The sequence below is a fragment of the Streptomyces sp. SAI-127 genome, from assembly GCF_029894425.1.
Taxonomy (GTDB): Bacteria; Actinomycetota; Actinomycetes; order Streptomycetales; family Streptomycetaceae; genus Streptomyces.
Map to the genome: position 1 here is coordinate 5,407,506 of NZ_JARXYJ010000001.1, position 25,973 is coordinate 5,433,478.

Annotated in this window: 19 protein-coding genes, 2 tRNA genes and 1 other RNA gene; 13 read left to right on the forward strand and 9 right to left on the reverse strand. The window is 72.3% G+C overall.

What is annotated here, in order from left to right; translation table 11 throughout:
• Positions 1-3 precede the first annotated feature (3 nt).
• The 4 genes from M2157_RS24785 (at position 4) to M2157_RS24800 (ending at position 3,714) form a co-directional block, all read left to right on the forward strand.
• Positions 4-615 (forward strand): GNAT family N-acetyltransferase, encoded by a 612-nt coding sequence (locus M2157_RS24785; RefSeq protein WP_280859068.1) that lies wholly within the window; start codon positions 4-6, stop codon positions 613-615.
• Entirely contained in the window at positions 605-1,072 is a 468-nt protein-coding gene (locus tag M2157_RS24790) for a cupin domain-containing protein (RefSeq protein ID WP_280858755.1), read from the forward strand. Before M2157_RS24785 ends, M2157_RS24790 begins: the two co-directional genes overlap by 11 nt.
• A complete protein-coding gene (locus M2157_RS24795; protein ID WP_280866231.1) occupies positions 1,069-1,821 on the forward strand; it encodes a glucose 1-dehydrogenase in 753 nt (250 codons plus the stop codon). Before M2157_RS24790 ends, M2157_RS24795 begins: the two co-directional genes overlap by 4 nt.
• Before the next feature lie 123 nt (positions 1,822-1,944).
• On the forward strand, positions 1,945-3,714 hold the full coding sequence (locus tag M2157_RS24800) for a copper resistance protein CopC (protein WP_280866232.1): 1,770 nt from the start codon (positions 1,945-1,947) through the stop codon (positions 3,712-3,714).
• On the opposite strand, the gene M2157_RS24805 is transcribed toward M2157_RS24800, so the two are convergent.
• A complete protein-coding gene (locus M2157_RS24805) occupies positions 3,680-4,522 on the reverse strand; it encodes a DUF72 domain-containing protein (RefSeq protein WP_280866233.1) in 843 nt (280 codons plus the stop codon). The genes M2157_RS24800 and M2157_RS24805 overlap by 35 nt on opposite strands.
• Before the next feature lie 30 nt (positions 4,523-4,552).
• On the opposite strand from M2157_RS24805, the gene M2157_RS24810 reads away from it, so the two are divergent.
• From M2157_RS24810 to M2157_RS24820, 3 genes are all read left to right on the forward strand, one after another.
• On the forward strand, positions 4,553-5,332 hold the full coding sequence (locus M2157_RS24810) for an SDR family oxidoreductase (protein WP_280866234.1): 780 nt from the start codon (positions 4,553-4,555) through the stop codon (positions 5,330-5,332).
• A 155-nt stretch (positions 5,333-5,487) separates the two neighbouring features.
• Positions 5,488-7,620 (forward strand): nitrate- and nitrite sensing domain-containing protein, encoded by a 2,133-nt coding sequence (locus M2157_RS24815; RefSeq protein WP_280866235.1) that lies wholly within the window; start codon positions 5,488-5,490, stop codon positions 7,618-7,620.
• A complete protein-coding gene (locus tag M2157_RS24820) occupies positions 7,617-8,027 on the forward strand; it encodes a roadblock/LC7 domain-containing protein (protein WP_280866236.1) in 411 nt (136 codons plus the stop codon). The genes M2157_RS24815 and M2157_RS24820 overlap by 4 nt, the downstream gene beginning before the upstream one ends.
• Before the next feature lie 67 nt (positions 8,028-8,094).
• Here the strand turns inward: M2157_RS24820 and M2157_RS24825 are convergent, their stop codons facing one another.
• The 3 genes from M2157_RS24825 to M2157_RS24835 form a co-directional block, all read right to left on the reverse strand.
• Complete coding sequence (locus M2157_RS24825; protein ID WP_280866237.1) at positions 8,095-9,516, reverse strand: ATP-binding protein; 1,422 nt, start codon at positions 9,514-9,516, stop codon at positions 8,095-8,097.
• 64 nt (positions 9,517-9,580) lie between these two features.
• Positions 9,581-12,013, reverse strand: a complete 2,433-nt coding sequence (locus M2157_RS24830; RefSeq protein WP_280866238.1) for a helicase C-terminal domain-containing protein — start codon at positions 12,011-12,013, stop codon at positions 9,581-9,583.
• A 231-nt stretch (positions 12,014-12,244) separates the two neighbouring features.
• Positions 12,245-12,332: transfer RNA gene (locus M2157_RS24835), tRNA-Ser, on the reverse strand.
• A gap of 72 nt (positions 12,333-12,404) precedes the next feature.
• Between M2157_RS24835 and ffs the strand changes: the two genes are divergently transcribed.
• The 6 genes from ffs to M2157_RS24865 all read left to right on the forward strand — a co-directional run bounded on the left by ffs (position 12,405) and on the right by M2157_RS24865 (position 21,841).
• Positions 12,405-12,503, forward strand: an RNA gene (ffs, locus tag M2157_RS24840) — signal recognition particle sRNA small type.
• A 57-nt stretch (positions 12,504-12,560) separates the two neighbouring features.
• Entirely contained in the window at positions 12,561-15,068 is a 2,508-nt protein-coding gene (locus M2157_RS24845) for a DNA polymerase III subunit gamma and tau (protein WP_280866239.1), read from the forward strand.
• A 107-nt stretch (positions 15,069-15,175) separates the two neighbouring features.
• Positions 15,176-16,429 carry a phosphoribosylamine--glycine ligase gene (gene purD / locus M2157_RS24850; protein WP_280866240.1) on the forward strand — a complete coding sequence of 418 codons (1,254 nt, stop codon included), beginning with the start codon at positions 15,176-15,178 and terminating at the stop codon, positions 16,427-16,429.
• 302 nt (positions 16,430-16,731) lie between these two features.
• Entirely contained in the window at positions 16,732-19,161 is a 2,430-nt protein-coding gene (locus M2157_RS24855; protein WP_280866241.1) for a hypothetical protein, read from the forward strand.
• Between the two features lie 166 nt (positions 19,162-19,327).
• Positions 19,328-20,836, forward strand: a complete 1,509-nt coding sequence (locus tag M2157_RS24860) for a N,N-dimethylformamidase beta subunit family domain-containing protein (RefSeq protein ID WP_280866242.1) — start codon at positions 19,328-19,330, stop codon at positions 20,834-20,836.
• Between the two features lie 105 nt (positions 20,837-20,941).
• Positions 20,942-21,841 carry a phosphoribosylaminoimidazolesuccinocarboxamide synthase gene (locus M2157_RS24865; RefSeq protein ID WP_280866243.1) on the forward strand — a complete coding sequence of 300 codons (900 nt, stop codon included), beginning with the start codon at positions 20,942-20,944 and terminating at the stop codon, positions 21,839-21,841.
• Between the two features lie 51 nt (positions 21,842-21,892).
• On the opposite strand, the gene M2157_RS24870 is transcribed toward M2157_RS24865, so the two are convergent.
• From M2157_RS24870 to M2157_RS24890, 5 genes are all read right to left on the reverse strand, one after another.
• Positions 21,893-21,965, reverse strand: a tRNA-Gly gene (locus M2157_RS24870).
• 22 nt (positions 21,966-21,987) lie between these two features.
• The gene (locus tag M2157_RS24875; RefSeq protein ID WP_280866244.1) at positions 21,988-22,596 is read right to left on the reverse strand and encodes a response regulator transcription factor; all 609 of its coding nucleotides are present in this window, start codon (positions 22,594-22,596) and stop codon (positions 21,988-21,990) included.
• 320 nt (positions 22,597-22,916) lie between these two features.
• Positions 22,917-24,131, reverse strand: a complete 1,215-nt coding sequence (locus M2157_RS24880; RefSeq protein ID WP_280858689.1) for a histidine kinase — start codon at positions 24,129-24,131, stop codon at positions 22,917-22,919.
• A 14-nt stretch (positions 24,132-24,145) separates the two neighbouring features.
• Entirely contained in the window at positions 24,146-24,919 is a 774-nt protein-coding gene (locus M2157_RS24885) for an ABC transporter permease (RefSeq protein ID WP_280866245.1), read from the reverse strand.
• A complete protein-coding gene (locus M2157_RS24890; RefSeq protein ID WP_280858688.1) occupies positions 24,916-25,854 on the reverse strand; it encodes an ABC transporter ATP-binding protein in 939 nt (312 codons plus the stop codon). Before M2157_RS24890 ends, M2157_RS24885 begins: the two co-directional genes overlap by 4 nt.
• Positions 25,855-25,973: the final 119 nt, after the last annotated feature.

Sequence of the window (25,973 nt, forward strand, 5' to 3'; positions counted from 1 at the left end):
CCGATGTCCGAGACCCCCACCCGTGAGGCGGTCCACACCCAGCCAGTGGACGGCTTCGGCACCGTCCGCGTCCTGCGCCTCGACCCGCACGCCGACGCCGCGACGGTCCACGCCTGGGTGCGCGAGGAACGGGCCGCGTTCTGGGGCATGAACGGCCTCACCGAGGAGCAGGTGGCCGAGATCTACGCCCACTTGGACACTCTCGACACCCACCACGCCTATCTGCTGGAGAAGGACGGCGAACCGGTCGGACTCCTGCAGACCTACGAGCCGGAGGCGGACCGGGTCAGCGAGTGCTACCCCGTGGAACCCGGTGACATCGGCGTCCACCTGCTGCTTCCGCCCCCCGGCCCGCACGGCACGCGCTCCGGCTGGTCGTCGGCGCTGCTGTCGGCCGTGGCCTCGTACGTGCTGCTGGGCCTGGACAAACGGCGGGTCGTGGTCGACCCCGACGTGCGCAACGAGAAGGCCGTCGCCCGTTTCCTGAAGCAGGGTTTCGTGGCCGGACCCGCGGTCGTGCTGCCGGAGATCGACCTCCCGGACGTGTACCTGCCCGAGAAGCACGCCCAACTGGCGTTCCTGGCAAGGGAGGTAGCCTTTCCGGGTGACGCCTGACGACCTCGTCGCCCACTACGGCATGGAACCGATCCCCCGCGAGGGCGGGCTGTTCCGGCAGACCTGGGCGGGCGAGGAGCGGGCCGACGGCAGGCCGCACGGCACGGCGATCGTCGCCCTCCTCACCGCCGACGACTACTCCGCCCTGCACCGCCTGCCCAGCGACGAGATCTGGCACCACTACCTCGGCGACCCGCTGGACCTCCTGCTCCTCGCCCCGGACGGCACGGCGACGACCGCCGTCGTGGGCCCGGACATACGCGGCGGCCAGCACCCCCAGCTGACCGTGCCCGCGGGCACCTGGATGGGGGCAAGGACCCGCGGCGCGTGGACCTTCTTCGGCTGCACCATGGCGCCCGGCTTCACCTACGAGGACTACGAGCACGGGAACGCGGCCGAACTGACGGCGCGTTATCCGTCCGAGGCCGCGCGCATCGCGGGACTGTGCCGCCCATGAGACTCCTGGAAGGTCAGGTCGCCCTGGTCACGGGCGCGAGCGGCGGCATCGGGCGGGGGATCGCGCTGCGGTTCGCCGAGGAGGGCGCGGCGGTCGCGGTCCATTGCCGTACGGCGGTGGCGGCGGCCCGTGAAGTGGCGTCCCGGATCGAGGACTCGGGCGCCCGGGCCGTCGTACTGGAAGCGGATCTGCGGGACGAGGACGAGTGCCACCGGCTGGTCCGGGAGGCCGCAGCGTGGGGCGGCCGGCTGACCGCCCTGGTCAACAACGCGGGCGTGCAGCCCACTCAGCCCCTGCCCGGGATGACGGCGGCGGACTGGCGCGCGGTCGTGGAGACCAACCTGACCGGTGTCTTCGCGTGCACCCAGGCGGCGGCCGAGGTCATGGGGCCGGGCGGCTGCGTGACCCACATCGCGTCCATCGAGGCGCGTCACCCCGCGCCCGAGCACGCCCACTACTCCGCCTCCAAGGCCGCGATCGTGACGCACGCGCGGTCGGCGGCCCTGGAGTACGGGCCGCGGGGCATCCGCGTGAACACGGTCTCGCCCGGGCTGATCGACCGGGCGGGGCTGGCGGAGGCCTGGCCGGAGGGGGTGCAGCGGTGGGGGCGGAAAGCGCCTCTGGGGCGGCTCGGGCGGCCCGAGGACGTGGCCGACGCGTGCGTGTTCCTGGCCTCAGCGCTCGCGTCCTGGGTCACCGGGCACGACCTGGTGGTGGACGGCGGGGTGTCCGCCCGGCCCACGTGGTGAGCGCTCGGGGGTTCGCGTCCGTACCTATCGGGAAGACCGCGAGCCCAGGTACGGAGTAGTGACGTGAGGTGTGAGCGTGCAGGCAGCAGCACAGGCCGGCGAAGGCGAGGACTTCAAGGGCTGGTGCTGCTGGGCACCGTGCTGGTCCTGCTCCTCTTCGGCGGTGCGGGAGCGGCGTCGGCCCACGCGGCCCTCCGGACCACCGATCCCGAGGACGGAAGCGTCCTCAAGTCCGCCCCCCGGGACATCACCCTGACCTTCACCGAGTCCGTCGGCCTCCTCGACGACTCCTTCCGGGTGCTCGACCCCGACGGCAAGCGCCTGAAGGTCACGGACGCCGGACACGGGGCGGGCGGCTCGGACACGGCCAGTGTCTCGCTGCCCGCAAAGCTCGCCCAGGGCACCTACACGGTGGCCTGGCGGGTGGTCTCGGCCGACAGCCACCCGGTCTCCGGCGCCTTCACCTTCTCGGTCGGCAAACCCTCCCCCGCCACCGTGGTCATGGACACCGGCCCGACCGAGGACCCGGCCACGGAGAGCCTCTTCAACATGGGCCGCTACCTGGCCTACCTCGCCGCCGCCCTGCTCATCGGCACGGCCGTCTTCCTCCTCGCCTGCCGCCCGCCGGAGCCGTCCCGGCTGCGCCGGCTCCTGTGGGCGGGCTGGGGCACCCTGCTCGGATCGACCGTGTTCCTGCTGGTGCTCCGGGCGCCGTACGAGTCGGGGGCGGGCCCGGCCTCCGCCTTCTCGCTGAAGGCCTTCGAGCGCACCCTGACCACCCGCCCGGGCGAGGCGCTCCTGGTCCGGCTGGCGCTGCTGCTCGTCGGGTACTTCTTCGTCGTACGACTGCTGCGGCTCGGGGAGTCGAGGCTGCCCCGCGCCTGGCAGGCGGCGGGCGGCGCGCTCGCCGTGGGTCTCGCGCTGACCTGGGCCGCCGCCGAGCACGCGTCCGCCGGGATCCAGGTGCCGGTGGCGATGACGTCCGCGGTGCTGCACGTCCTCGCGATGGCGGTCTGGCTGGGCGGCCTCGCGGCCCTGCTCACCACGCTGTACCGGGCGTCGTCGCAGATCCCGGCCGCCGTGGTCGCCCGTTTCTCCCGGCTGGCCTTCGCCTCCGTGACCGTCCTCGTCGCCACCGGCGTCTACCAGTCCTGGCGCGGCCTCGGCTCCTGGGAAGCGGTCACCGGCACGACGTACGGTCATCTGCTCGTCTTCAAGCTGCTCGCCGTGGCGCTGCTGCTGGGGGCGGCGAGGCTGTCGCGGCAGTGGACGGGACGGCTCGTGACGGCCGGGGCGCAGGTCGAGTCGGAGTCCGTCGTACGGGAGCGGGTGCCGGAGCCGGTGGGGGGACCGCCGGCCGCCGCCGACGCGGAGCGGGAGCCCGCCGCCCCCGGGGGAGACTCCCCGGCGTACCGGCGCGGCCTGCGCCGTTCCGTCCTCGCCGAAGTGGCCGTCGGTGTCGTGGTTTTGGTGCTCAGCACCGTGCTGAGCGGCACGCTGCCCGGCCGGGCGGAGGCCGAGGCGGCCGAGGCGGGCCCGGCCACGGGAGGACTGCCCGCCGCGTCCCTGACCGACGTCCCCTTCTCCGTGGGGGGTGCCACGGGCAGGGTGCAGATCACCCTCGACCCGGGCCGCACCGGCGACAACTCCGTCCAGGCCATCGTCTACGCGGCCGACGGAGGCCTCGCCACGGTCCCCGAACTCCGGCTGTCCTTCACCCTCCCGGCCCAGGAGATCGGCCCGATCGACGCCGAACTCAAGGACAAGGGCGGCTACTGGGGCACGAACGACCTCACCCTGCCCCTCGCGGGCGACTGGCAGATGAAGACGACGATCAGGGTCTCCGACGTCGACCAGGTCAGCGTGACGAAGACGGTGAGGATCGTGGGCTGAGCAGGCCGGTCATGGTCTCGGCGGCCTGTACGGCGGCTGCTCCGCAGCAGTTGTTGAACAGGACGTGGAGCTCGTCCACCTGCTCCGCCAGGGCGTGCAACCGCGGTAACCACTCGGTGAGTTCGGCGCGCTCGTAGTCGTACCGGAAACGCTCCTCCTTGCTGCCGCGCCCCCAGGAGGCACTGCGTCCGTGGAAGCGCACGACGGACAGCCGGGACGCGGTGACGGGGGTGACCGGCGGCAGGGAGGTGGGCAGCCGCTGGCTCATGTCCACGGCCACGGCGGCGAAGCCGTACGTGCTCAGCAGCGCACAGGTGAGGTCCCGCTGCCGCTCCCCCCACCAGGACGGATGCCGGAACTCCACATGCACGGGCCATCCGGCGGTCCGCGCGGCGGTCTCCTCCAGGAACCGCTCGGCCCGCCCTCCGGGCCGAAACCACGGCGGGAACTGGAACAGCACCGAACCGAGCCGCCCGGCCTCCCGCAACGGCTCGATCCCGGCGGCGAACCGCGCCCACACCTCGTCAGGAGCCACGTCCGCGAGGGCGGCCTGCTTCACCGGATGCCCCGTGAGCGGTGCGTACGCCTTCACGTCGAACACGAACCCCGCAGGCGTGCGCTCCACCCACAGACGGCTGTTGCGCTCGCTGGGCAGGGCGTAGAACGTGCCGTCCACCTCCACCACCGGGAATCGCTCGGTGTAGTACCGCAACCGCCCCTCGGCGTCGCGCCGGCCGGGCGGGTACCAACCGCTGCGGACGAGCGCGGGATCGGTCCAGGAGCAGGTGCCGACGAGGATGCTGGTCATGGGGAGTGGGTACCGACTTAGGGTTCGGCCATGACTTCCCAGGCGTATCTCTCCGAACTGTTCTCGCTGGACGGCCGTGTGGCGCTGGTGACGGGCGGGAGTTCGGGCATCGGCAGGGCGATCGCGGGGGCGTTGGCGCGGGCGGGCGCGAGCGTGGTGATCGTGGCCCGCAGGGAGCTGGAACTGACCGCGGCGGTCGAGGAGTTGACGGCCGACGGCTGCCGAGCCGCCTGGGTGAGCGGCGACTTGAGTACGAGGGAGGGCGTGCGTACGGCGGCGGAGGCGGCCGCCGGTGTGTTCGGTGAGCCGGACATCCTGGTCAACTCCGCGGGGATCAACCTGCGTCCACCGATGGCCGAGCTCACCGACGACGTGTGGGACACCACCCTGGCGGTCAACCTGGAGGCCCCCTATCTCCTGGGCCAGCGCTTCGGCCCCGGCATGGCCGAGCGCGGCTTCGGCCGGATCATCCACATCACCTCCCAGCAGGCCCACCGCGCTTTCGTCCAGAGCGGCGCCTACGGCGTCTCCAAGGGCGGCCTGGAGTCCCTGGCCCGCTCCCAGGCCGAGGCCTGGTCCCCGCACGGCGTCACCTGCAACACCCTCGTCCCCGGCTTCGTACTGACCCCCCTCAACGCCCGCCTCGCCACCGACCCGGACAAGGTCACGTCCCTGGCCGCCCGCACCATGACCGGCCGCAACGGCCTCCCCGAGGACTTCGCGGGCGCGGCGGTCTTCCTGGCGAGCGGGGCCTCGGGCTATGTCACGGGGCAGTCGATCTTTGTGGACGGAGGGTTGTCGGTGCACTGATCTCGCACGGTCCAGGATCACCAGGTGCTCAGGTCGATTTCGATGTCGCGGTCACACTCTCTTGCTCTGCGGTGTGAGAGCGGCGCAACGGAATGTCCCACGCGGTCTAACAGACAGGAAACCGGCCGCTACGGCAGGCGGACTAGCTTCGTGACATGAGGGTGCGGATGCCCGTACGGCCGCTGCGCGGCAGGCTTGCCGCGATCGGCAAGGGCGGATTCGGCAAGGGTGGTTCAGTGGGCCGCCACGGGGGCCGAACGACTCCCGGGCGACGGCCGATGCCTGGCTGGCGCAGCATCAGGGGGCGGGTGGCGGTGGTCATCACGGTCCCGATCTGCTTGCTGCTGGCGGTGGCCGGTCTCGCCGTGCAGGGCCGCGCCGAGGCCCTCGGCGATGCCCGGACGACCCGTGCCGAGGTCGGCCTCAGCCTGCGCATCCAGGCCCTGGTGCACCAGCTGCAGCGCGAACGCGGCCTGACCAACGGCCTCTTGGGCGGTGAGAAGGAGTTCCGCCCATCGCTTTCCGTTACGCGCAAGCGCGTTGACACGGCACTGAGCGGAATGCGCGGCGAAGGCGCCGTCGAGGACGTCGTCCAGCGGCACCTGCGGCGTCTCGCCGACGTCCGAGCCGCCGCCGACAGAGGCACCGCCGGCCAGGCCGCGACCCTCACCTTCTACACCAGCGCCGTCAACGCCCTGAACGCCGTCGATCCGGTGGCGGAGACCGCGACCGGCGCCGACCGTCAACTGCGCGACGGGCTGGCCGCGTTGCGCGAGCTGGCCGCCGCCAAGGAGTCCGTCGCCCTCGAACGCGGGCTCCTCAACGGTGTGTTCGCCCAAGACGCCTTCCACGGCCGTGCGTACATCGACTTCACCGAGGTGCGCGCCACCCGCGTCGCCGCCCTCACCCGCTTCCGGCAGGTTGCCACCGCACCTCAGCGCGCGGCACTGGAGAAAGCCTTCGCGACCGAGGACGCCGAACGCGCCACCGCCTACGAGGAACAGGCGGAAGGCGGCGCCGACGGCTCCCCGCTGCGCGCCGACGCCCGCACCTGGTGGGACGCGATGACCGTACTCGTCGACGATCTGTACGCCGTCCAGCAGTCGGTCGGTGACGACGTACGGGACCGGGCCGACCGGCTCAGCCACGACGCCGAACTGGCCCTCGCCGCCTATCTCGTCACGGGCACGCTCATCGCCGCCCTGGTCGCGGGCCTCGCCGCTGTCGCCTCCCGGTCGCTCACGCGCCCGCTCCGTGGACTCGCCGAGACCGCTCACGACGTGGCGCGCCGCCGACTGCCCGCAGCCGTCGCCCGTATCCAGCAGTCCCCGCAGGACTCCGCTCAGCTCCTGACGCCGGAGGACGCGCAGGACACCCCCGATGCACGGCTGCTGGGCGGTGCGGCCGAGATCGCCGAGGTCGCGGCGTCCCTGCAGCAGGTGGAACACACGGCCCTCCAGCTGGCTGCCCAGCAGGCCGGCCTGCGTCGCAACACCACCGAATCGCTCGCCAATCTCGGCCGCCGGAACCAGAGTCTCGTACGTCGCCAACTCGGCCTCATCACCCGCCTGGAACGGCAGGAACTCGACCCGGACGCCCTCGCCGAGCTCTTCGAACTCGACCACCTCGCCACCCGTATGCGGCGCAACGCCGAAAGCCTGCTGGTCCTGGCCGGGCAGAATCCGCCAAGGCCCACGGCAGCACCCGCCGACGGTCTGGAGGTCGTCCAGTCCGCAGTCGCCGAGGTGGAGCAGTACCGTCGAGTTCTGATCGCGACCGTGGAGCCGGTGCGGGTGCGTGGGCACGCCGTCGCGGATGTCGCCCACCTCCTCGCCGAACTCATCGAGAACGGGCTGAACTTCTCGCCACCGGCCGAGCTGGTCGAGGTGCACGGCTGGTACGACGCCAAGGACGACACGTACAGCATCGCCGTCGTCGACCACGGCATCGGCATGTCCGAAGCCGACAAGGCACGTGCGGGCGCCCTCTTCTCCGGCTCCGACTCCGACGAGGAGGCCCTCGTTGCCGCACCCACCCGGTTCCTCGGCCACCTCGTCGTCGGCCGACTCGCCCACCGCCTCGGTGAAGGCGCTCAAGTCCACCTCTTCGACACTCCTGGCGGCGGCCTGTCCGCCCTCCTTGTCCTCCCCGGGCGCCTGCTCGCCCCCGTGGAGGACCCCTCCACCTCACCCCCACCCGCCAGGCCCGCTGTCTCCTCCCTGCTCAACGGCTTCCGAGCAGGTGTCGCCCGCGCCGAAGCCAGAAACCCCCAAGGAGCGTCATCGTGACCACCGCCGTCCAGAGTTTCGGCTGGCTCGTCTCGGAGTTCGTGCGCACCGCCGACGGCGTCACCGACGCCGTCGCTGTCTCCTCCGACGGCCTGCTCATGGCCGCCTCGGACGGCCTCGGCCGAGATCGCGCCGACCACTTGGCCGCCGTCGTCTCCGGCATCACCAGCCTCGCCCAGAACGCGGCGACGACACACGGCTTCCACGGCATGAAGCTCGTCATGATCGAAATGCTCGGGGGCTTCCTCATGGTCGGTCGTATCCGCGACGGCAGCTGCCTCGGCGTCCTCGCCGCCGAAGGGTGCGACGTGGGCCTCGTCGGCTACGAAATGGCCGTCCTCGCCGACCGCGCCGGCGAGCTGCTCACCCCGCAGTTGGTACGCGAACTGCACTCCGCGCCCAGGTGAGCAGGGCGGACGGCACTGGACGGGGGTGAAGGCACCCAGAACTGCAATCAGCGGGGCCGGTCCCGGCTCACGCTCTCCGCCAGGCGCCGAGCAGTTCCTCGGGGCCGTACACCGCCTGGAGCCCGGAGCAGCTGATCCCGTTGCGGGAGACCGCCACGAGCGGTACGGGCTCGTCGGTGACGGCCGCCCGGTGCTTCTGCAGCGCGGCCAGGTCGTGGCTGTCGAACGCGGAGGTCTCCAGCCACTTGACCGAGCCGAGGAAGAGCAACTCCTTGGCCACCGGCTGCCGGTCGGCGCCCACCAGGTCGATTTCGACGTCGTTGCTGCGGGTCCAGTACCCGCCGATGGCCGGGGCGGCGGGCAGGAGCCCGTCCGGCAGGAGACGGGCGAGGGATTCCCGGACCAACGGTTCGATCGCCCGGCCCCGCCAGCTGGTCCACTGCTCCTTGATCCGGGCCAGAGTGAGATCTCCCCGCATCCGCTCGATCTCCGCCATGTGGGGATCCAGGAACGCGAGCCAGAACCGCAGGTAAGGGTCGGCCACCCGGTAGCGGCGTTCCTTCGACGGCCGTGTCGAGAGCGGCAGCTCGGCTGCCACCACCCGTTTCTCGGTCAGGACATCCGTGGCTCGAGTGAGAGTGGTGTGGGCGATGCCGCCTGCGGCGCGCGCGATGTTGGTGAACGTTCGCTCCCCGCTTCCGATGGCCCGCAGCACTTCCCGGCTCATCGCCTGCGGTGGGAACTCAGCGGCCAGTGAGCGCTCGGCGGAGACCAGCAGCGCCGAGATCGGGTTGTCCAGCGAGTCGCGGAGGAACTCCCAGACATCCGCTCCGGCCCGCCACTCCGCGCAGATCAGCGGGAGACCGCCCGTGACGAGGGCGGCGTCGAAGGCGGCCGCCGGCGACAGGTCGAGCATCTCGCCGATGTCGGCCGGGTTCAGCGGCCCCACGACCATTTCCCGGCCGCGCTGATGGAAGGGGCGGTCGTAGCTGTTCAGCGCCTCCATCATCGACAGGTCGGATCCGACCAGGAGGAGGAGTACCGGCTTACGGCCGAGCAGCCGGTCCCATGCCCGCTGGAGCATGCCCTCGAAGGCGTCGATGCGGTCCATGAGATACGGAATCTCGTCTATGACGACCACGCTCGGGCTGTCGTCGGGCAGGATCTCCGCGAGCAGCCTGAATGCCGCATTCCACTGCTCCGGGGTCTCCTCCGCAAACAGTTCCCGCTCTGGCAGCGTGGACCTGGCGACGGCGTCGAGCAACTCCGTCAGTTCGTCCTCCGCCGTGCCGCCCGCAGCAGTGAAGAAAAGGTATGGCGTCTCGGTGCGCCGGAGGAACTCCTCGACGAGGCTGGACTTGCCGACCCGCCGCCTTCCTCGCATGAGGATGCACTGGCCCGGCTTCGCCGACCCGACGGCATCGCGAACCGCCCGCAAGGCGTTGCCGAGCACGTTCAGCTCGCGGTCCCGCCCGATGAAACGACGCATGGCAAGCTTCCCGTAGAAGATGGTATCGATAGAGATACTATCTCGGTCGATACTATCTTCCCTCTCATTCGGGCACGCTCATGACGCTGTGGACGCGGGAAAGGGTGAAGACCCGTTCAGCGTCCCTGAGGTGGCACCAGGCTTCGAGGTAGGGCGGGTCGAGCATGAGGCGGCTCAGGGTACGCACGGTCCGACTGCCGGAGGCGGCGACGTACTCGACGGTGATGGCCCGACCGGTGTCGATGGCGTGGGCGAGCTGGCGGACATCGCCGTACGGCAGGTGCTTCGCCCACCCTGCGACGATCTCCTCGGTGTCCGTGGCGAAGGGCACTCCTCCGTCGAACGGCGCCGGATCGGAAATCGTGGGCGGGGCGGCCAGCAGCTGGGCCGCCAGGGTGTTGCAGTCGATGGCGGCGGACGCCTTCGCCGCGCGCGTGGCAGCGATCCGGCCCTTGTCCTTCGCGTTGGTGCCTCGGGGAGGCGGAACGGGAGCGGTGCCCCGCCGAGGCCGGGCCTTTTCGACGCGTACCGTGCCCTCGGCCGTCTCGGCGACAGGGGCGTATCCCTCGGCCCGGAGCGCGGCGACAGTCGTGTCGAGCGGGCTGCGGCTGATCAGCACCGTCGGCGCCAGCTGCCGTAGCCCGAGCTTGGCGAGCTTGCGGTGGGCAGCGAGTTCCGCCAGGAGTGCGGGCTCGTCGCCGTGGAGGATGCACGCGGCGGGGGCGATGCGTACACGCCCGTGGCCGCGCGCGGTGTCGGCGATCAGATACGACAGCGGCTGCGGCAGAGGCCCGGAGGCGACAGCGGTCAGGTCGGCTTCGATGCCCTCGGGGACACGGCCGGCGTCCAGGGCCCGGCGGATGCTGCCGGCACTGAACCGCCACACCGATGCCGTGCCGCTGGTTTCCCGGTCGGCGACGGAGTCCAGGAGCGCGGCCAGCCGCGCGGACGGTGTGCCGGTGACAACGGCAGTGAGGTCGGCGCCGATCCGGGCCGCCGCGGTGGCCGGGGGCAGCAGCCGACGACACTCGACGCTCAGTCCCTCGGTGTCGCCGCTCCGCAGGTGGATGCCAAGGGCGGACAGGGCGCGAGCGAGTACGCCGAAGAGCTCGGCCTCACGGATCACAGTGGCGAACGGCGTTCCGTCCTGGGGCAAGGTATCGGCGAGCGGGCTGTGCCAGGCGATCAGGGGGCCCAGCTCCGATGCGACCCTCACACCCTGCCCTGCCGGGAGCTGTGCGGCTGCGTCCAACAACCCGTGGCGGGCCTGCACGCAGCCGTTGCAGGGCGGTGCTCCCGCAAGAGCGGGAAGCGCCTTGTTGTCCTCGTCGCGCACCCGGGTGGGAGTGAGCGGCAGATTCCGCCATGCCTGCAGCAGTACGGCGAACTGCTCCGGGGGCTCGTCTTCCGCCCAGGCGTCGTACGCCTCGGCGGGCGCCACACGATTGCCGTCCCGACCCAGCAGCCCGGCGGCGTACGCGGTCTCCAGGGTGAGGCGCACGACGGCGTCGTCGGCCTGGGCGGCCTTGCCGATCCGGGCCAGTTCACGCGCACCGATCCCGCCGGACTTCACCCGGGCCGGCGCGGCCGCCGAGCAGGCCGACAGGACGGAGACGGCACGGGCGAGGAACGCCGTGGCGGCGGCCGAGGCCTCGCGGTCGACCTCTGTCGGTGTGACGGACACCAGCCGCGGGGCGGGCGGGACGGGTTGGAACGGGGCGTGCCGGCCGGGTCCGCGCAGCGCGAGCGCCACCTCGGCAGGCATACGGGCCGGACCGTAGCGGTGACGGTCCTGGATCAGGAGTCCCCGTTCCAGCGCCCACCGGGCGCCCGGTTCGAGGCCGGGGCTCGAATGCCCGACCATGATGAACTGCGCGGCCTCCCCCGGCGCAGCCTCCGCTCGGCGTTCGAGCAGTTCCCGGGCCGCCGCAGGAGCCTTGGCGATCACCACAGCGATCTGCCCCGGGTCGCTGTGGTGTTCCAGCAGTGTGGCCAGTCGCTGCGGCTTGGTGCCCGGCGGCTTGACGCCCAGTGCCGCCAGCATTCCGCGCAGCTCCTCGGAGGTCGTGCCCGCGAGTAGTTCCTCCAGCGGGGCATCCAGCCCCAGGGGCTTGTCCCACGCATGCCGCAGCGGTCCGGCCATGCAGAGCTTCCCCGTGCCGTCCGGCCAGACCAGAGCATGGTCGGCCAGCGCCTCCAGCACCGCCTCCAGTTCGCGGGTGGGTTCGTCGTCCGCCGCTCCCAGCAGTCCCGCCAGGGCATCGCGCGATGCGGGCGCACCCAGGGCAGCCAGCGCCTCGGCCACCTGGAGGTGCGGCAGTGCCAACCGCGGCAGGACCAGGGCCACCGATCCCGGGCGCTGAAGACGGTCCGCCAGTTCCCCCACCGAGCGCGGCTCCGGAGGGGACACGGCGTCCTTCCGCGCCCCGAGTACGCGTGCCAGACGCGAGGCGTCGAGGCTGCCCAGCCATGTCGCCAGCGTTGATCGGGACTTCATGCGGGGTGCACCTCGTCGGACCAGGGAGCGTCGCAGCGGCGCGGGAGCCCCGGCGCCGGATTCAAGGATGGCGTATCCCCATGATCCGCGGATGCCACATGAGGGCAGGCATCCCCTTGCCCCCGCAACGCCCCCTGTGGACGAAAAACCAGGACAACGAGGGCCGACAAGCACGACGAAGGGCCCCACCGCGAACGGTGGGGCCCTTCGACATCGTGCCCGGTGAGGCACTGGCGGAGGATACGAGATTCGAACTCGTGAGGGTGTGAACCCAACACGCTTTCCAAGCGTGCGCCCTAGGCCTCTAGGCGAATCCTCCGCCGCAAACAATACAAGACGTTGAGGAGTGCTCGCGAACTCGTTCCCACCCGCTGCCATCGGGTACTGTTTGGGCAGCCCCTCACGCGGCGCTATCTGACTGAACTCCCCCAGGGCCGGAAGGCAGCAAGGGTAGGTCGGCTCTGGCGGGTGCGTGGGGGGCGCTTGCGTTCCCGGCGGAGCGCACGCGCGGGCCCGGCTGTCAGTGGGCGCCTATAACCTCGTATGCGTGTCGTCTCTCGCGTTGTACCGCCGCTATCGCCCGGAGTCCTTCGCCGAGGTCATCGGGCAGGAGCATGTCACCGACCCGCTGCAGCAGGCGCTGCGGAACAACCGGGTCAATCACGCGTACCTGTTCAGCGGTCCGCGCGGATGCGGCAAGACGACCAGCGCACGCATCCTCGCCAGGTGCCTGAACTGCGCAAAGGGGCCCACGCCCACCCCTTGCGGTGAGTGCCAGTCCTGCCAGGACCTCGCCCGCAACGGCCCCGGTTCCATCGACGTCATCGAGATCGACGCCGCCTCCCACGGTGGTGTGGACGACGCCCGTGAGCTGCGCGAGAAGGCCTTCTTCGGGCCCGCGAGCAGCCGCTACAAGATCTACATCATCGACGAGGCCCACATGGTCACGTCGGCAGGGTTCAACGCGCTGCTGAAGGTCGTCGAGGAGCCCCCGGAGCACCTCAAGTTCATCTTCGCCACCACGGAGCCCGAGAAGGTCATCGGGACGATCCGGTCGCGCACCCATCACTACCCCTTCCGGCTCGTCCCGCCCGGCACCCTGCGGGACTACCTCGGCGAGGTGTGCGGCAAGGAGGACATCCCCGTCGAGGACGGCGTCCTGCCCCTCGTCGTGCGGGCAGGCCAGGGCTCCGTGCGTGACTCCATGTCCGTCATGGACCAGCTGCTCGCCGGGGCCAAGGAGGAGGGTGTGACGTATGCCATGGCCACGTCCCTCCTCGGCTACACCGACGGCTCCCTCCTCGACTCCGTCGTCGAGGCCTTCGCCACCGGTGACGGCGCCGCCGCCTTCGAGGTCGTCGACCGCGTCATCGAAGGTGGCAACGACCCGCGCCGCTTCGTCACCGACCTGCTGGAGCGGCTGAGGGACCTGGTCATCCTCGCCGCCGTTCCCGACGCCGCCGAGAAGGGCCTCATCGACGCCCCCGCCGACGTCATCGAACGCATGCAGGCCCAGGCCGGCACCTTCGGCCCGGCCGAGCTCAGCCGCGCCGCCGACCTCGTCAACGAAGGCCTGACCGAGATGCGCGGCGCCAACTCGCCCCGCCTCCAGCTGGAACTCATCTGCGCGCGCGTTCTGCTCCCCGCCGCCTATGGGGACGAGCGCTCGGTGATGGCCCGCCTCGACCGCATCGAGCGGGGCGTGAACTTCTCGTCCGGCGGCGCCCCCGCGATGGGGTACGTGCCGGGGCCGGAAGCCCACGGCGGCGCGGCCCTTGGTGCCCCGGGCGTCCAGGGCATGCCCGGTGCCTCGGGTGCCTCGACGGCCGCCGTCCCGCCACCGGCACAGGTCCCGCCCGGTGGCGGCCCGGCCGCGGCGCGTGCGGCGGTCCGGGCTTCGGGCGCGGGCACACCCGGCGGCGGAGGCTTCGGCAACGGCACCCCGGGGGGCGGCATGCCGGGCGCCGGAGCACAGGAAGTCGGCGCCCCAGGTGGCGGTGCTCCGGCCGGATCAGGCGGCACGGGCGGATTCCCCGGCGCTACGGCCGACTCGGCGCCGCCCGCCGACCGGGCCCCTGACTCGCCCGCGGGCCCCGCCCACGGTTCGTCTCCCGACGTCCACACCGGCGAGCCCCACACCGGCCCGGCGCACGGTGTACCCACGGCCCAGTCCCCTGGCGCACCCTCCGGCCAACCCGCCACCGCCCACGCGGACCAGCCCGCGTCGGGTTCCGCTCCCGCCCCCGGAGCCTGGCCCGCCGCCGCCCCGGTCGGCGGCGGCCGACGTCCCGGTGGCTGGCCCACCGCGGCCCCGGCGGGCGGTGGCGGCCAACCCCAGGCGCCCGCATCACACCGGCCCGCGCCCCCGCCGGCACCGGCCCAGCCCGCCCCCGCGGCCCCCGCACCCGGACCGGGCGCCTACGCCCCGCCGACCGGCGGCCCCGACCCCCGCCAGCTCTGGCCCAACATCCTGGAAGCCGTCAAGAACCGCCGCCGCTTCACATGGATCCTGCTCAGCCAGAACGCCCACGTGGCCGGCTTCGACGGCACCACCCTCCAGCTCGGCTTCGTCAACGGCGGCGCCCGCGACAACTTCGCGAGCAGCGGCAGCGAAGAGGTGCTGCGGCAGGCGCTGGCCGAGCAGTTCAGCGTGCAGTGGAAGATCGAGGCGGTCGTCGACCCGTCGGGCGGCGGAGGGGCGCCCCCGGCATCCGGCGGCTTCAACGGCGGCGGTGGCGGGGGCTACGGCGGAGGCGGCACCACCGGCGGCTACGGCACCGGAGGCACGGCGGGCTACGGCACCCAGGCCCCTCAGGCCCCGGCCCCGTCCTCCCACCAGCCGACGCCCGCCCCGGCGGCCCGGCCCACGCCGACGTCGGCCCCCGTACCGGCCCCTGCCCCGCAGCGGTCGGCGCCGGAACCTCCGCCGGTCTCCATCGAGGACGACATCCCCGAGGACGACGACCCCGATCTCAACGAGGCCGCCCTCTCGGGTCGCGAACTGATCGTGCGGGAGCTCGGGGCGACCGTGGTGGAGGAGATCACCAACGAATAAGGGGACGACACAGGGACGGGCGCGAGGGGTCATCTTGGAGGAACCTACGGCTCCCCTGCCTTCACCCCTTGGTAACCCCCCACAAAAACCCCGTTAGGCTGAGCCCCGTGAAGGTCCTCGTCATCGGTAACGGCGCCCGCGAACACGCCCTGTGCCGCTCCCTGTCCCTCGACCCCGACGTCAGTGCCCTGCACTGCGCCCCCGGCAACGCCGGCATCGCCGAGGTCGCCGAGCTGCACCCGGTCGACGCCCTCGACGGCGCGGCGGTGACCGCGCTCGCGCAGCGACTCGGTGCCGACCTGGTCGTCGTAGGCCCGGAGGCCCCGCTCGTCGCGGGGGTCTCCGACGCCGTGCGCGAGGTGGGCATCCCGGTCTTCGGCCCGTCCGGGGAGGCCGCGCAGCTCGAGGGCTCGAAGGCCTTCGCCAAGGAGGTCATGGCCGCGGCCGAAGTCCCGACCGCCCGCTCCTACGTCTGCACGACCCCCGAGGAGGTCGCCGAGGCCCTCGACGCCTTCGGCGCCCCGTACGTCGTCAAGGACGACGGTCTCGCCGCGGGCAAGGGCGTCGTCGTGACCAGCGACATCGAGGCCGCGGCGGCGCACGCCAACGCCTGCGACCGGGTCGTCATCGAGGAGTTCCTGGACGGCCCCGAGGTCTCCCTCTTCGCCATCACCGACGGCGACACCGTTCTGCCCCTCCAGCCGGCCCAGGACTTCAAGCGCGCCCTCGACGGCGACGAAGGCCCGAACACCGGCGGCATGGGCGCCTACTCCCCGTTGCCCTGGGCCGACCCCAAGCTGGTCGACGAGGTCGTGCAGACGGTCCTGCAGCCGACGGTCGACGAGATGCGCCGCCGCGGCACCCCCTTCTCCGGCCTGCTCTACGCCGGTCTCGCGATCACTTCGCGAGGCGTGCGGGTCATCGAGTTCAACGCCCGCTTCGGCGACCCCGAGACCCAGGTCGTCCTGGCCCGCCTCGAGACCCCGCTGGCCGGCATCCTGCTCGCCGCGGCCACCGGCAACCTGGCCGACCTGGAGCCGCTGCGCTGGAGCGAGGACGCCGCGGTCACCGTGGTCGTCGCCTCGCACAACTACCCGGCCACCCCGCGCACCGGCGACCCGATCACCGGCCTCGACGAGGTGGCCGCCGAGGACGCCCCGCACACGTACGTCCTGCACGCCGGCACCAGGCGGGACGGTGACGCCGTCGTCAGCGCCGGCGGCCGCGTCCTGTCGGTCACGGCGTCCGGCAAGGACCTCACCGAGGCCCGCGAGCGCGCGTACCGGGCGGTGGCCCGCATCCGGCTCGACGGTTCCCAGCACCGGACGGACATCGCGGCGAAGGCGGCGTCCGGAGCCTGAGAAGCTCGAAGACCGGGGCGAAACCCCCGCTGCCGAACAACCCGACCGGCCCCGGATCCGTCTAAGGATTCGGGGCCTGATCTTTGCTGTACGTCATCCACCTCTCCCCAAAGCCATTCCATCGGGTGACCGGGGCTCCATACAGCTGACGGGGGCCCGGGGCCCAACTAGGGTGCGGCGCAAGCGGTCCGGCACTTGGCCCACCGGCATTGCGATGTCTGTGGCGGGTGCCACAGTGGGGGAGTGAGCAACGCCAGGACAGCTGGGCATTCAGGACGGCAGGGAGGGCGTGAGGTCCGGTCATGACCGGTATCGGTGTGGAGGCAGGCGCGCAGGCCGCGCGCTCCCGGGCCCTCGCCGTGCTGCGCATCCGCAGCCGTGCGCTGGCCGTGGCGCTGCTGCCCGCGGCGGTGGCCGTGGTGCTGCTCGCCGGAGGTTCCACCAGTCATCTCGTGGGCGGGTTCTGGGACACCGCCCGCGTGGTCATGACCGTTCTCGGGATCGTGGTGCTGCTCGCCGCCGGAGCCGTGGCCCTGGTGGTCGCCCGCGCCCGCCCCGCCGTCAGCCCCACCGTCGCGATCGCCGAGGAGTCCGCGCCCGACCTGTACCGCATGGTGCGCGACCTCGCCGACCGCCTGGACGTCCCCGCCCCCTCCGCGATAGCGCTCACCCCGGACTGCGACAGCTGGCTGGAGGACCGCACCCACCCCGCCCACGGCCCGCCCCCGCGGGAGGGCCGGGACGACGAGATCGCGGGCGTCCGCAACTCCCACCGCCGTGTCCCGGCCGCACCGGTGCTGGTCATCGGCTCGCCGTTCCTGTGGTGGATGCGCGTCGGCGAACTGCGCGCGGTCCTCGCCCCGGTCGTCGCCGGTACGGGCCCTTCGGCCCACCCCGACATAGCGGCGGCCCGCCGCTTCGTGCGGGGTCTGGACGCGGCCGTGGCCGTCGGCTCCGGCGCGGGCCGTTGCCCGCTCACCCGTGTGATGTGCGCGGGTGTCGCCTGGGTGGCCCGCCTCCTCCTGCGTAGCTGCCGGGAGCACGCGACCCAGATGGAGCGCGGGGTCGCGGCCGCGGCCGCCGAGCGTGCACAGGCTGTGGACTACGGCCTCAGGATCGTGGCCCAGGAACAGGTGGGCCTGGCGTACGCGGGCTGGGACCGGCTGCTGACCCGGGTCGCGCTGCCCGCCTGGCGGATGGGCCGCTGGCCCTCCCGCCTGGACGCGGGTGTGGTGGCCGCCCTCACCGAGCTGTCCCGCCGTGACCGCCTGGCCGAGGGTTTCGCCTCCCGCCTGGGTGAGCGCCCCGCCTGCGACCTGCTCGAAGAGCCCGGCGCGGTCGACGAGGCCGCCTCCCTTCTCGCCGCCCGCCTCTTCCACGGCGGGCCCGCGGAGACCGGGCAGGACTGGTCCCCGGTGGACTGGCAGGAGTACCCGGAAGAGGTCGTGGACCGAAAGTGGCGCCTGGACGCGGCCCGCCTCCACCGAGTCCTCGACGCCAAGGGCGTGAGCCGCACCCCGGGAACCGCCCCGCCGGAATCCCACGGCCCCACCCTCTCCCGAGTCCTGGCCCACCTGTCGGCTCCCCAGCAGGCAGCCGACCGACCCGCCACCTCGACACCCACGTACTCGCCCACCCCCACCGCAGACCTCGTCCCGCCTGCGCCGGCCGACGGCGCGGTGGCGGCCGGTGGACCGACCTCGGACGACGCCGGCCCCGTCCAGCACGGGCCGGCACGGGCGGACGAGGACGATCTCGCGCCCGCCGGGACCGCGGCTGCGCCGTCGGCCGACGGCGCGGTGGCGGCCGGTGGACCGACCTCGGACGACGCCGGCCCCGTCCAGCACGGGCCGGCACGGGCGGACGCGGACGATCTCGCGCCCACCGGGACCGCGGCACCTCTGCACGACGCCGCTCCCACAGACCTCCCGCCGCCGGCCGACAGCGTGGCGATGGACGCTGGACCCGCCTCCCCGGACGACGCCGGAGCCACACAGCACGAATCGGCTCAGGCGGACGCACTCGCGACCGCCGCCGCCCCTGCACCCATCCAGCACGACCAGGCTCCCGCCACCCCCGTACCGGCTCCACCGGACGGCGCCATGGCGGCGGCCCCGGACCGCGCCCCGGCCTCGGATGACGCCCTAGCGGCTGCACAGCACGCCCCGGCCCCGGCTGACGCCCTCGCCGCCGCACCCCACGACCCGCCCCCGCCGGACAATCCCGCAGCAACCGACCGCGAGACCGCCCCCCAGGGACCACCCGCAGCCGATGACGAATGTGGCGAGGGTGGCGAATGTGACAAGGGCGGCGAGTGTGGCGCGCGTGCCGTGGAGAGAAGCGCAGAGGGCGAAGCCGAGACACTCGCCGCGGCGCTCACCGCCGAGCTCGCCCGTGAGGAAGCCGCCGCCCCCCAGTCCCGCACCACGCCCGACACCACCCTCTGGGATGACACCGTCCTCCCCCTCTTCCCGCTCCAGCCACCCCGCAGCGCCCGAGAACTCCTCACCGACCACGTCACCGCGATGGTCTGCTGCGCCGCGATCGACACCGCCGGCGCCGCCCCGGGCCTGGACTGGCTCGACGGCCCGTCCCTCCTCATCAACGGCGAACGCGCCGCGGACCTCGCCCCCCGCGTCCTCAGCCTCGTGGAGGACGGCGACCCGGCCCCTCTGCGCGCCTGGCTGGTCAAGTCGGGGATACGCCCCGAGAAGCCGGTCCGCCTCGTCTGACGGATCCGGAGTACCCTCTTCCACTTTCGGCCAATTCGCAACGAATAGTGACAGCCTGAGTGCGGAATGTGATGTGCTGAGACCGATCGCGCACATGGCAAGGGCTTGTGCCGGCGCAAAGCACCGCGCAGGACGAACAACGGGGGCACGAGGGAGGGGAGCGACCATGGGCCCAGGACCGGAGCACATCCGCCGCTGGGAGTCGGGAGCACTCGCGCACGCCGTGACGGACCCCTTCGGCCAGGGCCCCGTCCCCTGGCTGCGCGGCAGTGAGACGTACTTCGACGACACCGGCCAGGTGGTCCCGTGGTACGTCGAGACGGACCCCGCCCACACCCCCAAGGAGGGCGCCCCGCGCATCCCCTCCCCCCGCACCGCCCCCGGCGGCGGCCCCCGCTCGGCCGACGACGTCCGCCGTCAGATCAAGGGCTTCACCTCGACCGGCGCGGTGGCCCCCGGCGAGGCCGTCGACTTCCACATCACCGTCGACCCGCCGCAGGAGTTCGGCGTCGACATCTACCGCATCGGCCACTACGGCGGCGACGGCGCGGCGAAGATCACCACCAGCCCCCGCCTCTCCGGCATCGTCCAGCCCTCACCGCTGACCGCGGACCGCACGGTCTCCTGTCACCACTGGTGGCTGTCCTGGCGGCTGCAGATCCCGTCCTACTGGAGCGTCGGCGCGTATGTCGCCGTCCTCACGACCGCCGACGGCTACCGCTCCCACATCCCCTTCACGGTCCGCGAGAACCATCCCGCGGACTTACTGCTCCTCCTGCCCGACGTCACCTGGCAGGCGTACAACCTCTATCCCGAGGACGGCCGCACCGGCGCCAGCCTCTACCACGCCTGGGACGAACAGGGCCGGCTCCTCGGCGAGGCCGACGCAGCGACCACGGTCTCCTTCGACCGGCCGTACGCGGGCGCGGGCCTGCCGATGCACGTCGGCCACGCCTACGACTTCATCCGCTTCGCCGAGCGCTACGGCTACGACCTCGCCTACGCAGACGCCCGCGACCTGCACGCCGGCCGGCTCGACCCCACCCGGTACCGGGGCCTGGTCTTCCCCGGCCACGACGAGTACTGGTCGACGGCCATGCGCCGCACGGTCGAGCGAGCCCGCGACAGCGGCACCTCTCTCGTCTTCCTGTCCGCCAACACCATGTACTGGCAGGTCGAGTTGGGCCCCTCGCCGTCCGGTGTCCCGGACCGTCTGCTGACCTGCCGCAAACGCAGGGGCCCGGGCAAACCGGCGCTCTGGCGCGAAGTCGACCGCCCCGAACAGCAGTTGGTCGGCATCCAGTACGCGGGAAGGGTGCCCGAGCCCCACCCCCTGATCGTCCGCAACGCCGAGCACTGGCTGTGGGAGGCGACCGGTGCGCAGGAGGGCGACGAACTCCCCGGCATGGTCGCGGGCGAGGCCGACCGCTACTTCCCGCGCACCCCGCTGCCGGAGCACGACGACCGCATCCTGCTCGCCCACTCGCCGTACGCCGACAGCGAGGGCGCCCTCCGCCACCAGGAGACGTCCCTCTACCGCGCCCCCTCCGGCGCCCTGGTCTTCGCCGCCGGCACCTTCGCCTGGTCCCCGGCACTGGACCGCCCGGGCCACGTCGACACCCGCGTCCAGCGCGCCACCGCCAACCTCCTGGACCGCATCTGCAAGCGTGACTGAGTTCACCCAGCAGCACACCCACCGCTCCCTCAGCGCACCCCAAGTCCAAGGTCAGCGCCCCGTACGGGACAATCGACCCGTTGGACATACTCACGGGGAGGAACCGTGTCCGGATTCGTAGAAAAGCCCGAGCCGCTCCAGGTTCCGGGCCTGGTGCACCTGCACACCGGCAAGGTGCGCGAGCTGTACCAGAACGAGGCGGGCGACCTCGTGATGGTCGCCAGTGACCGCATCTCCGCCTTCGACTGGGTGCTGCCGACCGAGATCCCCGACAAGGGCCGCGTCCTCACCCAGCTGTCTCTGTGGTGGTTCGACCAGATCGCCGACCTGCTGCCGAACCACGTCCTGAGTACGGCCGTACCGGAAGGCGCCCCCGCCGACTGGGCGGGCCGCACCATGGTCTGCAAGTCGCTCCAGATGGTCCCCGTGGAAGCCGTCGCCCGCGGCTATCTCACCGGCTCCGGACTGCTGGAGTACAACGAGTCCCGGACGGTCTGCGGCCTCGCCCTCCCCGAGGGCCTGGTCGACGGCAGCGAGCTCCCCGCCCCGATCTTCACCCCGGCCACCAAGGCCGCCGTCGGCGAGCACGACGAGAACGTCTCCTACGAGGAGGTCGCCCGCCAGGTCGGCGCCGACACCGCGGCCCAGCTGCGCCAGGCGACCCTCGGGGTGTACTCACGGGGCCGGGACATCGCCCGCGACCGCGGGATCATCCTCGCGGACACCAAGTTCGAGTTCGGCTTCGACGGGGAGACCCTGGTCGTCGCGGACGAGGTCCTCACGCCGGACTCCTCCCGCTTCTGGCCGGCCGATCAGTGGGAGCCGGGGCACGCGCAGCCGTCGTACGACAAGCAGTTCGTGCGCGACTGGCTGACCTCGGCGGAGTCCGGCTGGGACAGGAAGAGCGAGCGGCCCCCGCCGCCGCTGCCGCAGGAGGTCGTGGACCGTACCCGCGCCAAGTACATCGAGGCGTACGAGCGTCTGACGGGCATGAGCTGGTCGTAACGTCGTAACGGAAAAGCCCCCCGGTGAATACCGGGGGGCTTTCGCCAACAGAGCGAACGACGAGGTTCGAACTCGCGACCTCAACCTTGGCAAGGTTGCGCTCTACCAACTGAGCTACGTTCGCATGCGCCGTGGCGCGAGAACCACTATACCCAACCTCGCTCGCGTGCGAGGCGCACGGCCGTGTGACGGTTCTCGGCCCCCAGCTTGGAGACGGCCGACGACAGATAGTTCCGTACGGTCCCCTGCGACAGCGCGGCCCGTTCGGCGATCTCCGCGACGGGCGCCCCGTCGGCGGCGAGTTCCAGTACCTCGGCCTCCCGCGCGGTGAGGGGGGAGTCCCCGGCGGAGATCGCGTCGGCGGCCAATTCGGGGTCGACGTAACGGTTTCCCTCGTGCACCGTGCGGATGATCTCCGCGAGCCGCTGCGCGCTCACGGTCTTGGGAACGAACCCCCGCACACCGGCCTCCAGCGCCCGCTTGAGATGCCCGGGCCGCCCGTGACTGGTGACGATCAGCACCTTGCACGAGGGCAGCTCGGTCCGCAGGGATGTGGCGACCTTCACACCGTCCGCGCCGGGCATCTGGAGATCGAGTACGGCCACGTCGGGCTCGTGCGCCCGCGCCATCGCCAGCGCTTCGGGACCGGTCGCCGCCTCCGCGACGATCGCGAGGTCGTCCTCCAGGGACAGCAGCGCGGCAAGCGCGCCCCGAATCAAATGCTCGTCATCAGCGAGCAACACCCGCACGCTCACGAGCCCATCCCCTCGAACAGCACGCGCACGGTCACGAGCGCGCCCACCCCGTCGAACACGCGCCCACCCCCGCCGACACCACACGTACGGTCACGAACCCATCCCCCCGACACCACCTGCACGGTCACGAGGCCATCCCCTCGAACAGCACGCGCACGGTCACGAGCGCGCCCACCCCCTCGAACACGCGCCCACCCCCGCCGACACCACACGCACGGTCACGAGACGACCTCCGGAACACCACGTGCACGGTCACGGACCACCCCCTCCCACACCACCCGCGCGATCAAGAACCCATCCCTCCGACGCCACGCGCCCCATCACAAGCCCCCCTCCATCGCCCCCAGCGGCACCTCCGCCACCAGCCGGAACACGCCCCCGCGGACAGGTCCCGCCTCCAGCGTCCCCGCCACGGCCGCGAGTCGCTCACGCAGTCCGGCGAGCCCGGACCCGCCGGTGCCCGGTGAGCGCGACGCCCCGTCGTTCTCCACGGTCAGCACCACCCGCTCCCCCTCGCTCCGCAGAGCCACCACGCACAGCTTGGCGTCCCCGTGCCGCAGGACGTTCGTGGTGGCCTCCCGTACCACCCAGCCGAGCGCCGACTGCACCTCGGCGGGCAGCCCGTTCGGCTCCCCGGTGACCGTGCAGGTGATGCCCGCGGCGGTCAGCACCCCTTGCGCTCCCGTGAGTTCGATCCCGAGATCGGCCTCCCGGTAGCCCCGTACGACATCCCGCACCTCGCGCTGCGTCTCGTGTGCGATCCGCTGCACCTCGGTCATCTGGTCCACGGCCTCGTCCCGCCCCCGGCGCGCCAGCTGCACGGCCAGTTCGCTCTTCAACGCGATCACGGCCAGGTTCCGCCCCATCACGTCGTGCAGGTCCCGCCCGAACCGCAGCCGTTCCTCGGCGACGGCGAGCCGCGCGCGGGTCTCCCGGGCCGTGTCGAGTTCGTAGACGGCGTTCAGGAGCCAGACGGAGAAGACGGAGGTGAAGGCGAGGAAGCCGGCGGCAACCAGCACCACCATCCCGGTGACCAGTGACTCCGGGACGCCGTAACCCAGGGGAAAGCCACCGAGCGCGGCGCCCGCGGCGATGCCGCCCACGAGCGCGAGCACCCGCCGTCGCCTGCGGACGCCGAGCGCGCCGATCCCGGCCGCGAAGGTCAGCACGCCCACGAAGACCGAGACCGCCGCCCTGTCGAGACCGTCGTCGTCCGGACCCCGCTCGGCGATGCCGATCACCGCGACGGAGATGACCACGGTGACCGCCCCGAGCACCCACAGCATCCGCACCGGCTGCTCGCGCCGCCCACGCGTCCAGTCCAGCGCCCGCGACGCGGTCACCGCACACACCACGGCATGCGCGCACACCAGCAGCACCAGCCAGACCGCGAGCTGCCCCGTCACCTTCCCGAAGACCGGCAGTCCGACCGAGGCGACGTAGATCAGCGCGAAGAAGTGGAACGACCAGCGCGTGTACGTCTCCACCTTCGCCGGCGTGCTCTTGCGCCGCCACCAGCCCCCTGCCTCGCGCATGCTCTCCCCGTACGTCAGCGCCTCGGCTCCCACCGGAACCACCGCTGTACAGCAAACACGGCCAGCACGGTCCAGGCCACCGCGGTCCCGATGGCGCCCAGGGCCTCGTACGCCGAGAGCGTGCCCGCCCAGCCGCCGCGGACCAGGGTGATCACGGGCGACAGCGGCAGCAGTTCGCACACCGACGCGAACCTGTCGGGCAGCATTTCCAGGGGTACGGTGACGCCCGAGAGGACCATCGAGATGATCACGAACGGCAGCGTGGTGACCTGCGCGCTCTCCACGGTCCGGGTCACGGCCGCCGTCACGGCCGCGAGCGCGGCGCACATCACCAGACCCAGCAGCAGTCCCAGGGCGGCGAGATGGGGCGCGTGCGGAGCGGGCACGTCGAGCAGGGCCGTGCTCGCGGCCACCAGCACCAGGGACTGCGTGAGCCCGGTCGCGCCGATCGGCAGCGCGGTGCCGCAGAGGATCTCGACGTCCCGCAGCTCCCCGGTGCGCAGCCGCTTCAGCACCAGTTCCTCGCGCCGGGAGGTGTAGATCGCGACGAGGGCGCCGTACACACCGAACAACAGGGCGAAGCCGACCGCGGCCGGCAGCAGGACCAGGCCGACGCTCAGCCCGGCCTCCTCGACGTCCATGTCGTCCACGACGGACCGCAGGCTGAACGGTAGCGCGAGCGGCACCAGCACGGCCGCGACGAGCGTGGCCTTGCTGCGTCCGAGCAGCGTGAACTCGGCGCGGGCGAGGGCGCCCAGCCTGCTGGTGGGAGTGGTGACCGTGCTCATACCGACACCTCCTCACGCGCCGCGATCCCCAGGAACGCCTCCTCCAGCGAGGCCGACCGCACATCGAGCCGCCGCAGTTCGACCCCGGCCCTTCCGGCCCACACCAGCAGTTCGGTGGCCGTCCGCTGCAGCTCCCGCGTCCGAAGCCGTACGAGCCCGCCGTCGATCTCGTGTCCGCACACCCCCAGCTCCCCGAGCGGTGGCAGGTCTCCCACGAAGTACCCCTCCGGCAACTCGAACGAGATCCGCGCCGGCTGCGCGGCGGTCACCTCGGCAGGTGTCCCCGTGGCCGCGATCCGCCCCTCGTGGAGGATGGCCAGCCGGTCGGCGAGATCCTCGGCCTCCTCCAGGTAGTGCGTGGTGAGCAGCACGGTCGTGCCACGGTCCCGCAGCGCCCGCACCAACTCCCAGGTGTCCCGGCGCCCTTCGGCGTCGAGTCCGGTCGTCGGCTCGTCGAGGAACAGCACCTCGGGGTCGCCGAGCAGCGCGAGCGCCAGGTCGAGGCGCCGCCGCTCGCCTCCGGACAACTGCTTGACCCGTACGCCGGTCCGCCGCGCGAGCCCGACGAGTTCCAGCACCTCGAGCGGCGGCCGGGCCCCGCTGACGCAGCCCGCCCACATCCGCGCGGTCTCGTCGACGGTCAGCTCGGACGGGAAGCCGCCCTCCTGGAGCATCACCCCGGTACGCGGGCGCACGGCGGCCCGCTCGGCGTACGGATCATGGCCCAGGACGCGGATCCGCCCGTCGGTCGGCGGGGCGAGCCCCTCGAGGAGTTCGACGGTGGACGTCTTGCCGGCGCCGTTGGTGCCGAGCAGGGCGAAGACCTCTCCGCGGTCCACGGTGAAGCTGATTCCCCGCACGGCCTCGAACCCGCCCCCGTACACACGCCGTAGGCCGGTGACCTCAATCACGTGTTCGTGTTCGTCGGTGTTCATGAAGCCAGCGTCCCGGCGGACCGGATGCGACAGCAGTGCGGGCTGTCACCACTCCGTATGACAAATGTCAGACGGTGCACCGGGCCATGAAAAAAGACCCCGGTCGCGATGACCGGGGT

Coding starts and splice junctions, on each gene's coding strand:
- M2157_RS24795 (WP_280866231.1), top strand. CDS start 1,069: ATGAGACTCCTGGAAGGTCAGGTCGCCCTGGTCACGGGCGCGAGCGGC.
- M2157_RS24880 (WP_280858689.1), bottom strand. CDS start 24,131: ATGCGCGAGGCAGGGGGCTGGTGGCGGCGCAAGAGCACGCCGGCGAAG.
- M2157_RS24810 (WP_280866234.1), top strand. CDS start 4,553: ATGACTTCCCAGGCGTATCTCTCCGAACTGTTCTCGCTGGACGGCCGT.
- M2157_RS24825 (WP_280866237.1), bottom strand. CDS start 9,516: ATGCGTCGTTTCATCGGGCGGGACCGCGAGCTGAACGTGCTCGGCAAC.
- M2157_RS24890 (WP_280858688.1), bottom strand. CDS start 25,854: ATGAACACCGACGAACACGAACACGTGATTGAGGTCACCGGCCTACGG.
- M2157_RS24830 (WP_280866238.1), bottom strand. CDS start 12,013: ATGAAGTCCCGATCAACGCTGGCGACATGGCTGGGCAGCCTCGACGCC.
- M2157_RS24855 (WP_280866241.1), top strand. CDS start 16,732: ATGACCGGTATCGGTGTGGAGGCAGGCGCGCAGGCCGCGCGCTCCCGG.
- M2157_RS24860 (WP_280866242.1), top strand. CDS start 19,328: ATGGGCCCAGGACCGGAGCACATCCGCCGCTGGGAGTCGGGAGCACTC.
- M2157_RS24815 (WP_280866235.1), top strand. CDS start 5,488: ATGAGGGTGCGGATGCCCGTACGGCCGCTGCGCGGCAGGCTTGCCGCG.
- M2157_RS24785 (WP_280859068.1), top strand. CDS start 4: ATGTCCGAGACCCCCACCCGTGAGGCGGTCCACACCCAGCCAGTGGAC.
- M2157_RS24805 (WP_280866233.1), bottom strand. CDS start 4,522: ATGACCAGCATCCTCGTCGGCACCTGCTCCTGGACCGATCCCGCGCTC.
- M2157_RS24885 (WP_280866245.1), bottom strand. CDS start 24,919: ATGAGCACGGTCACCACTCCCACCAGCAGGCTGGGCGCCCTCGCCCGC.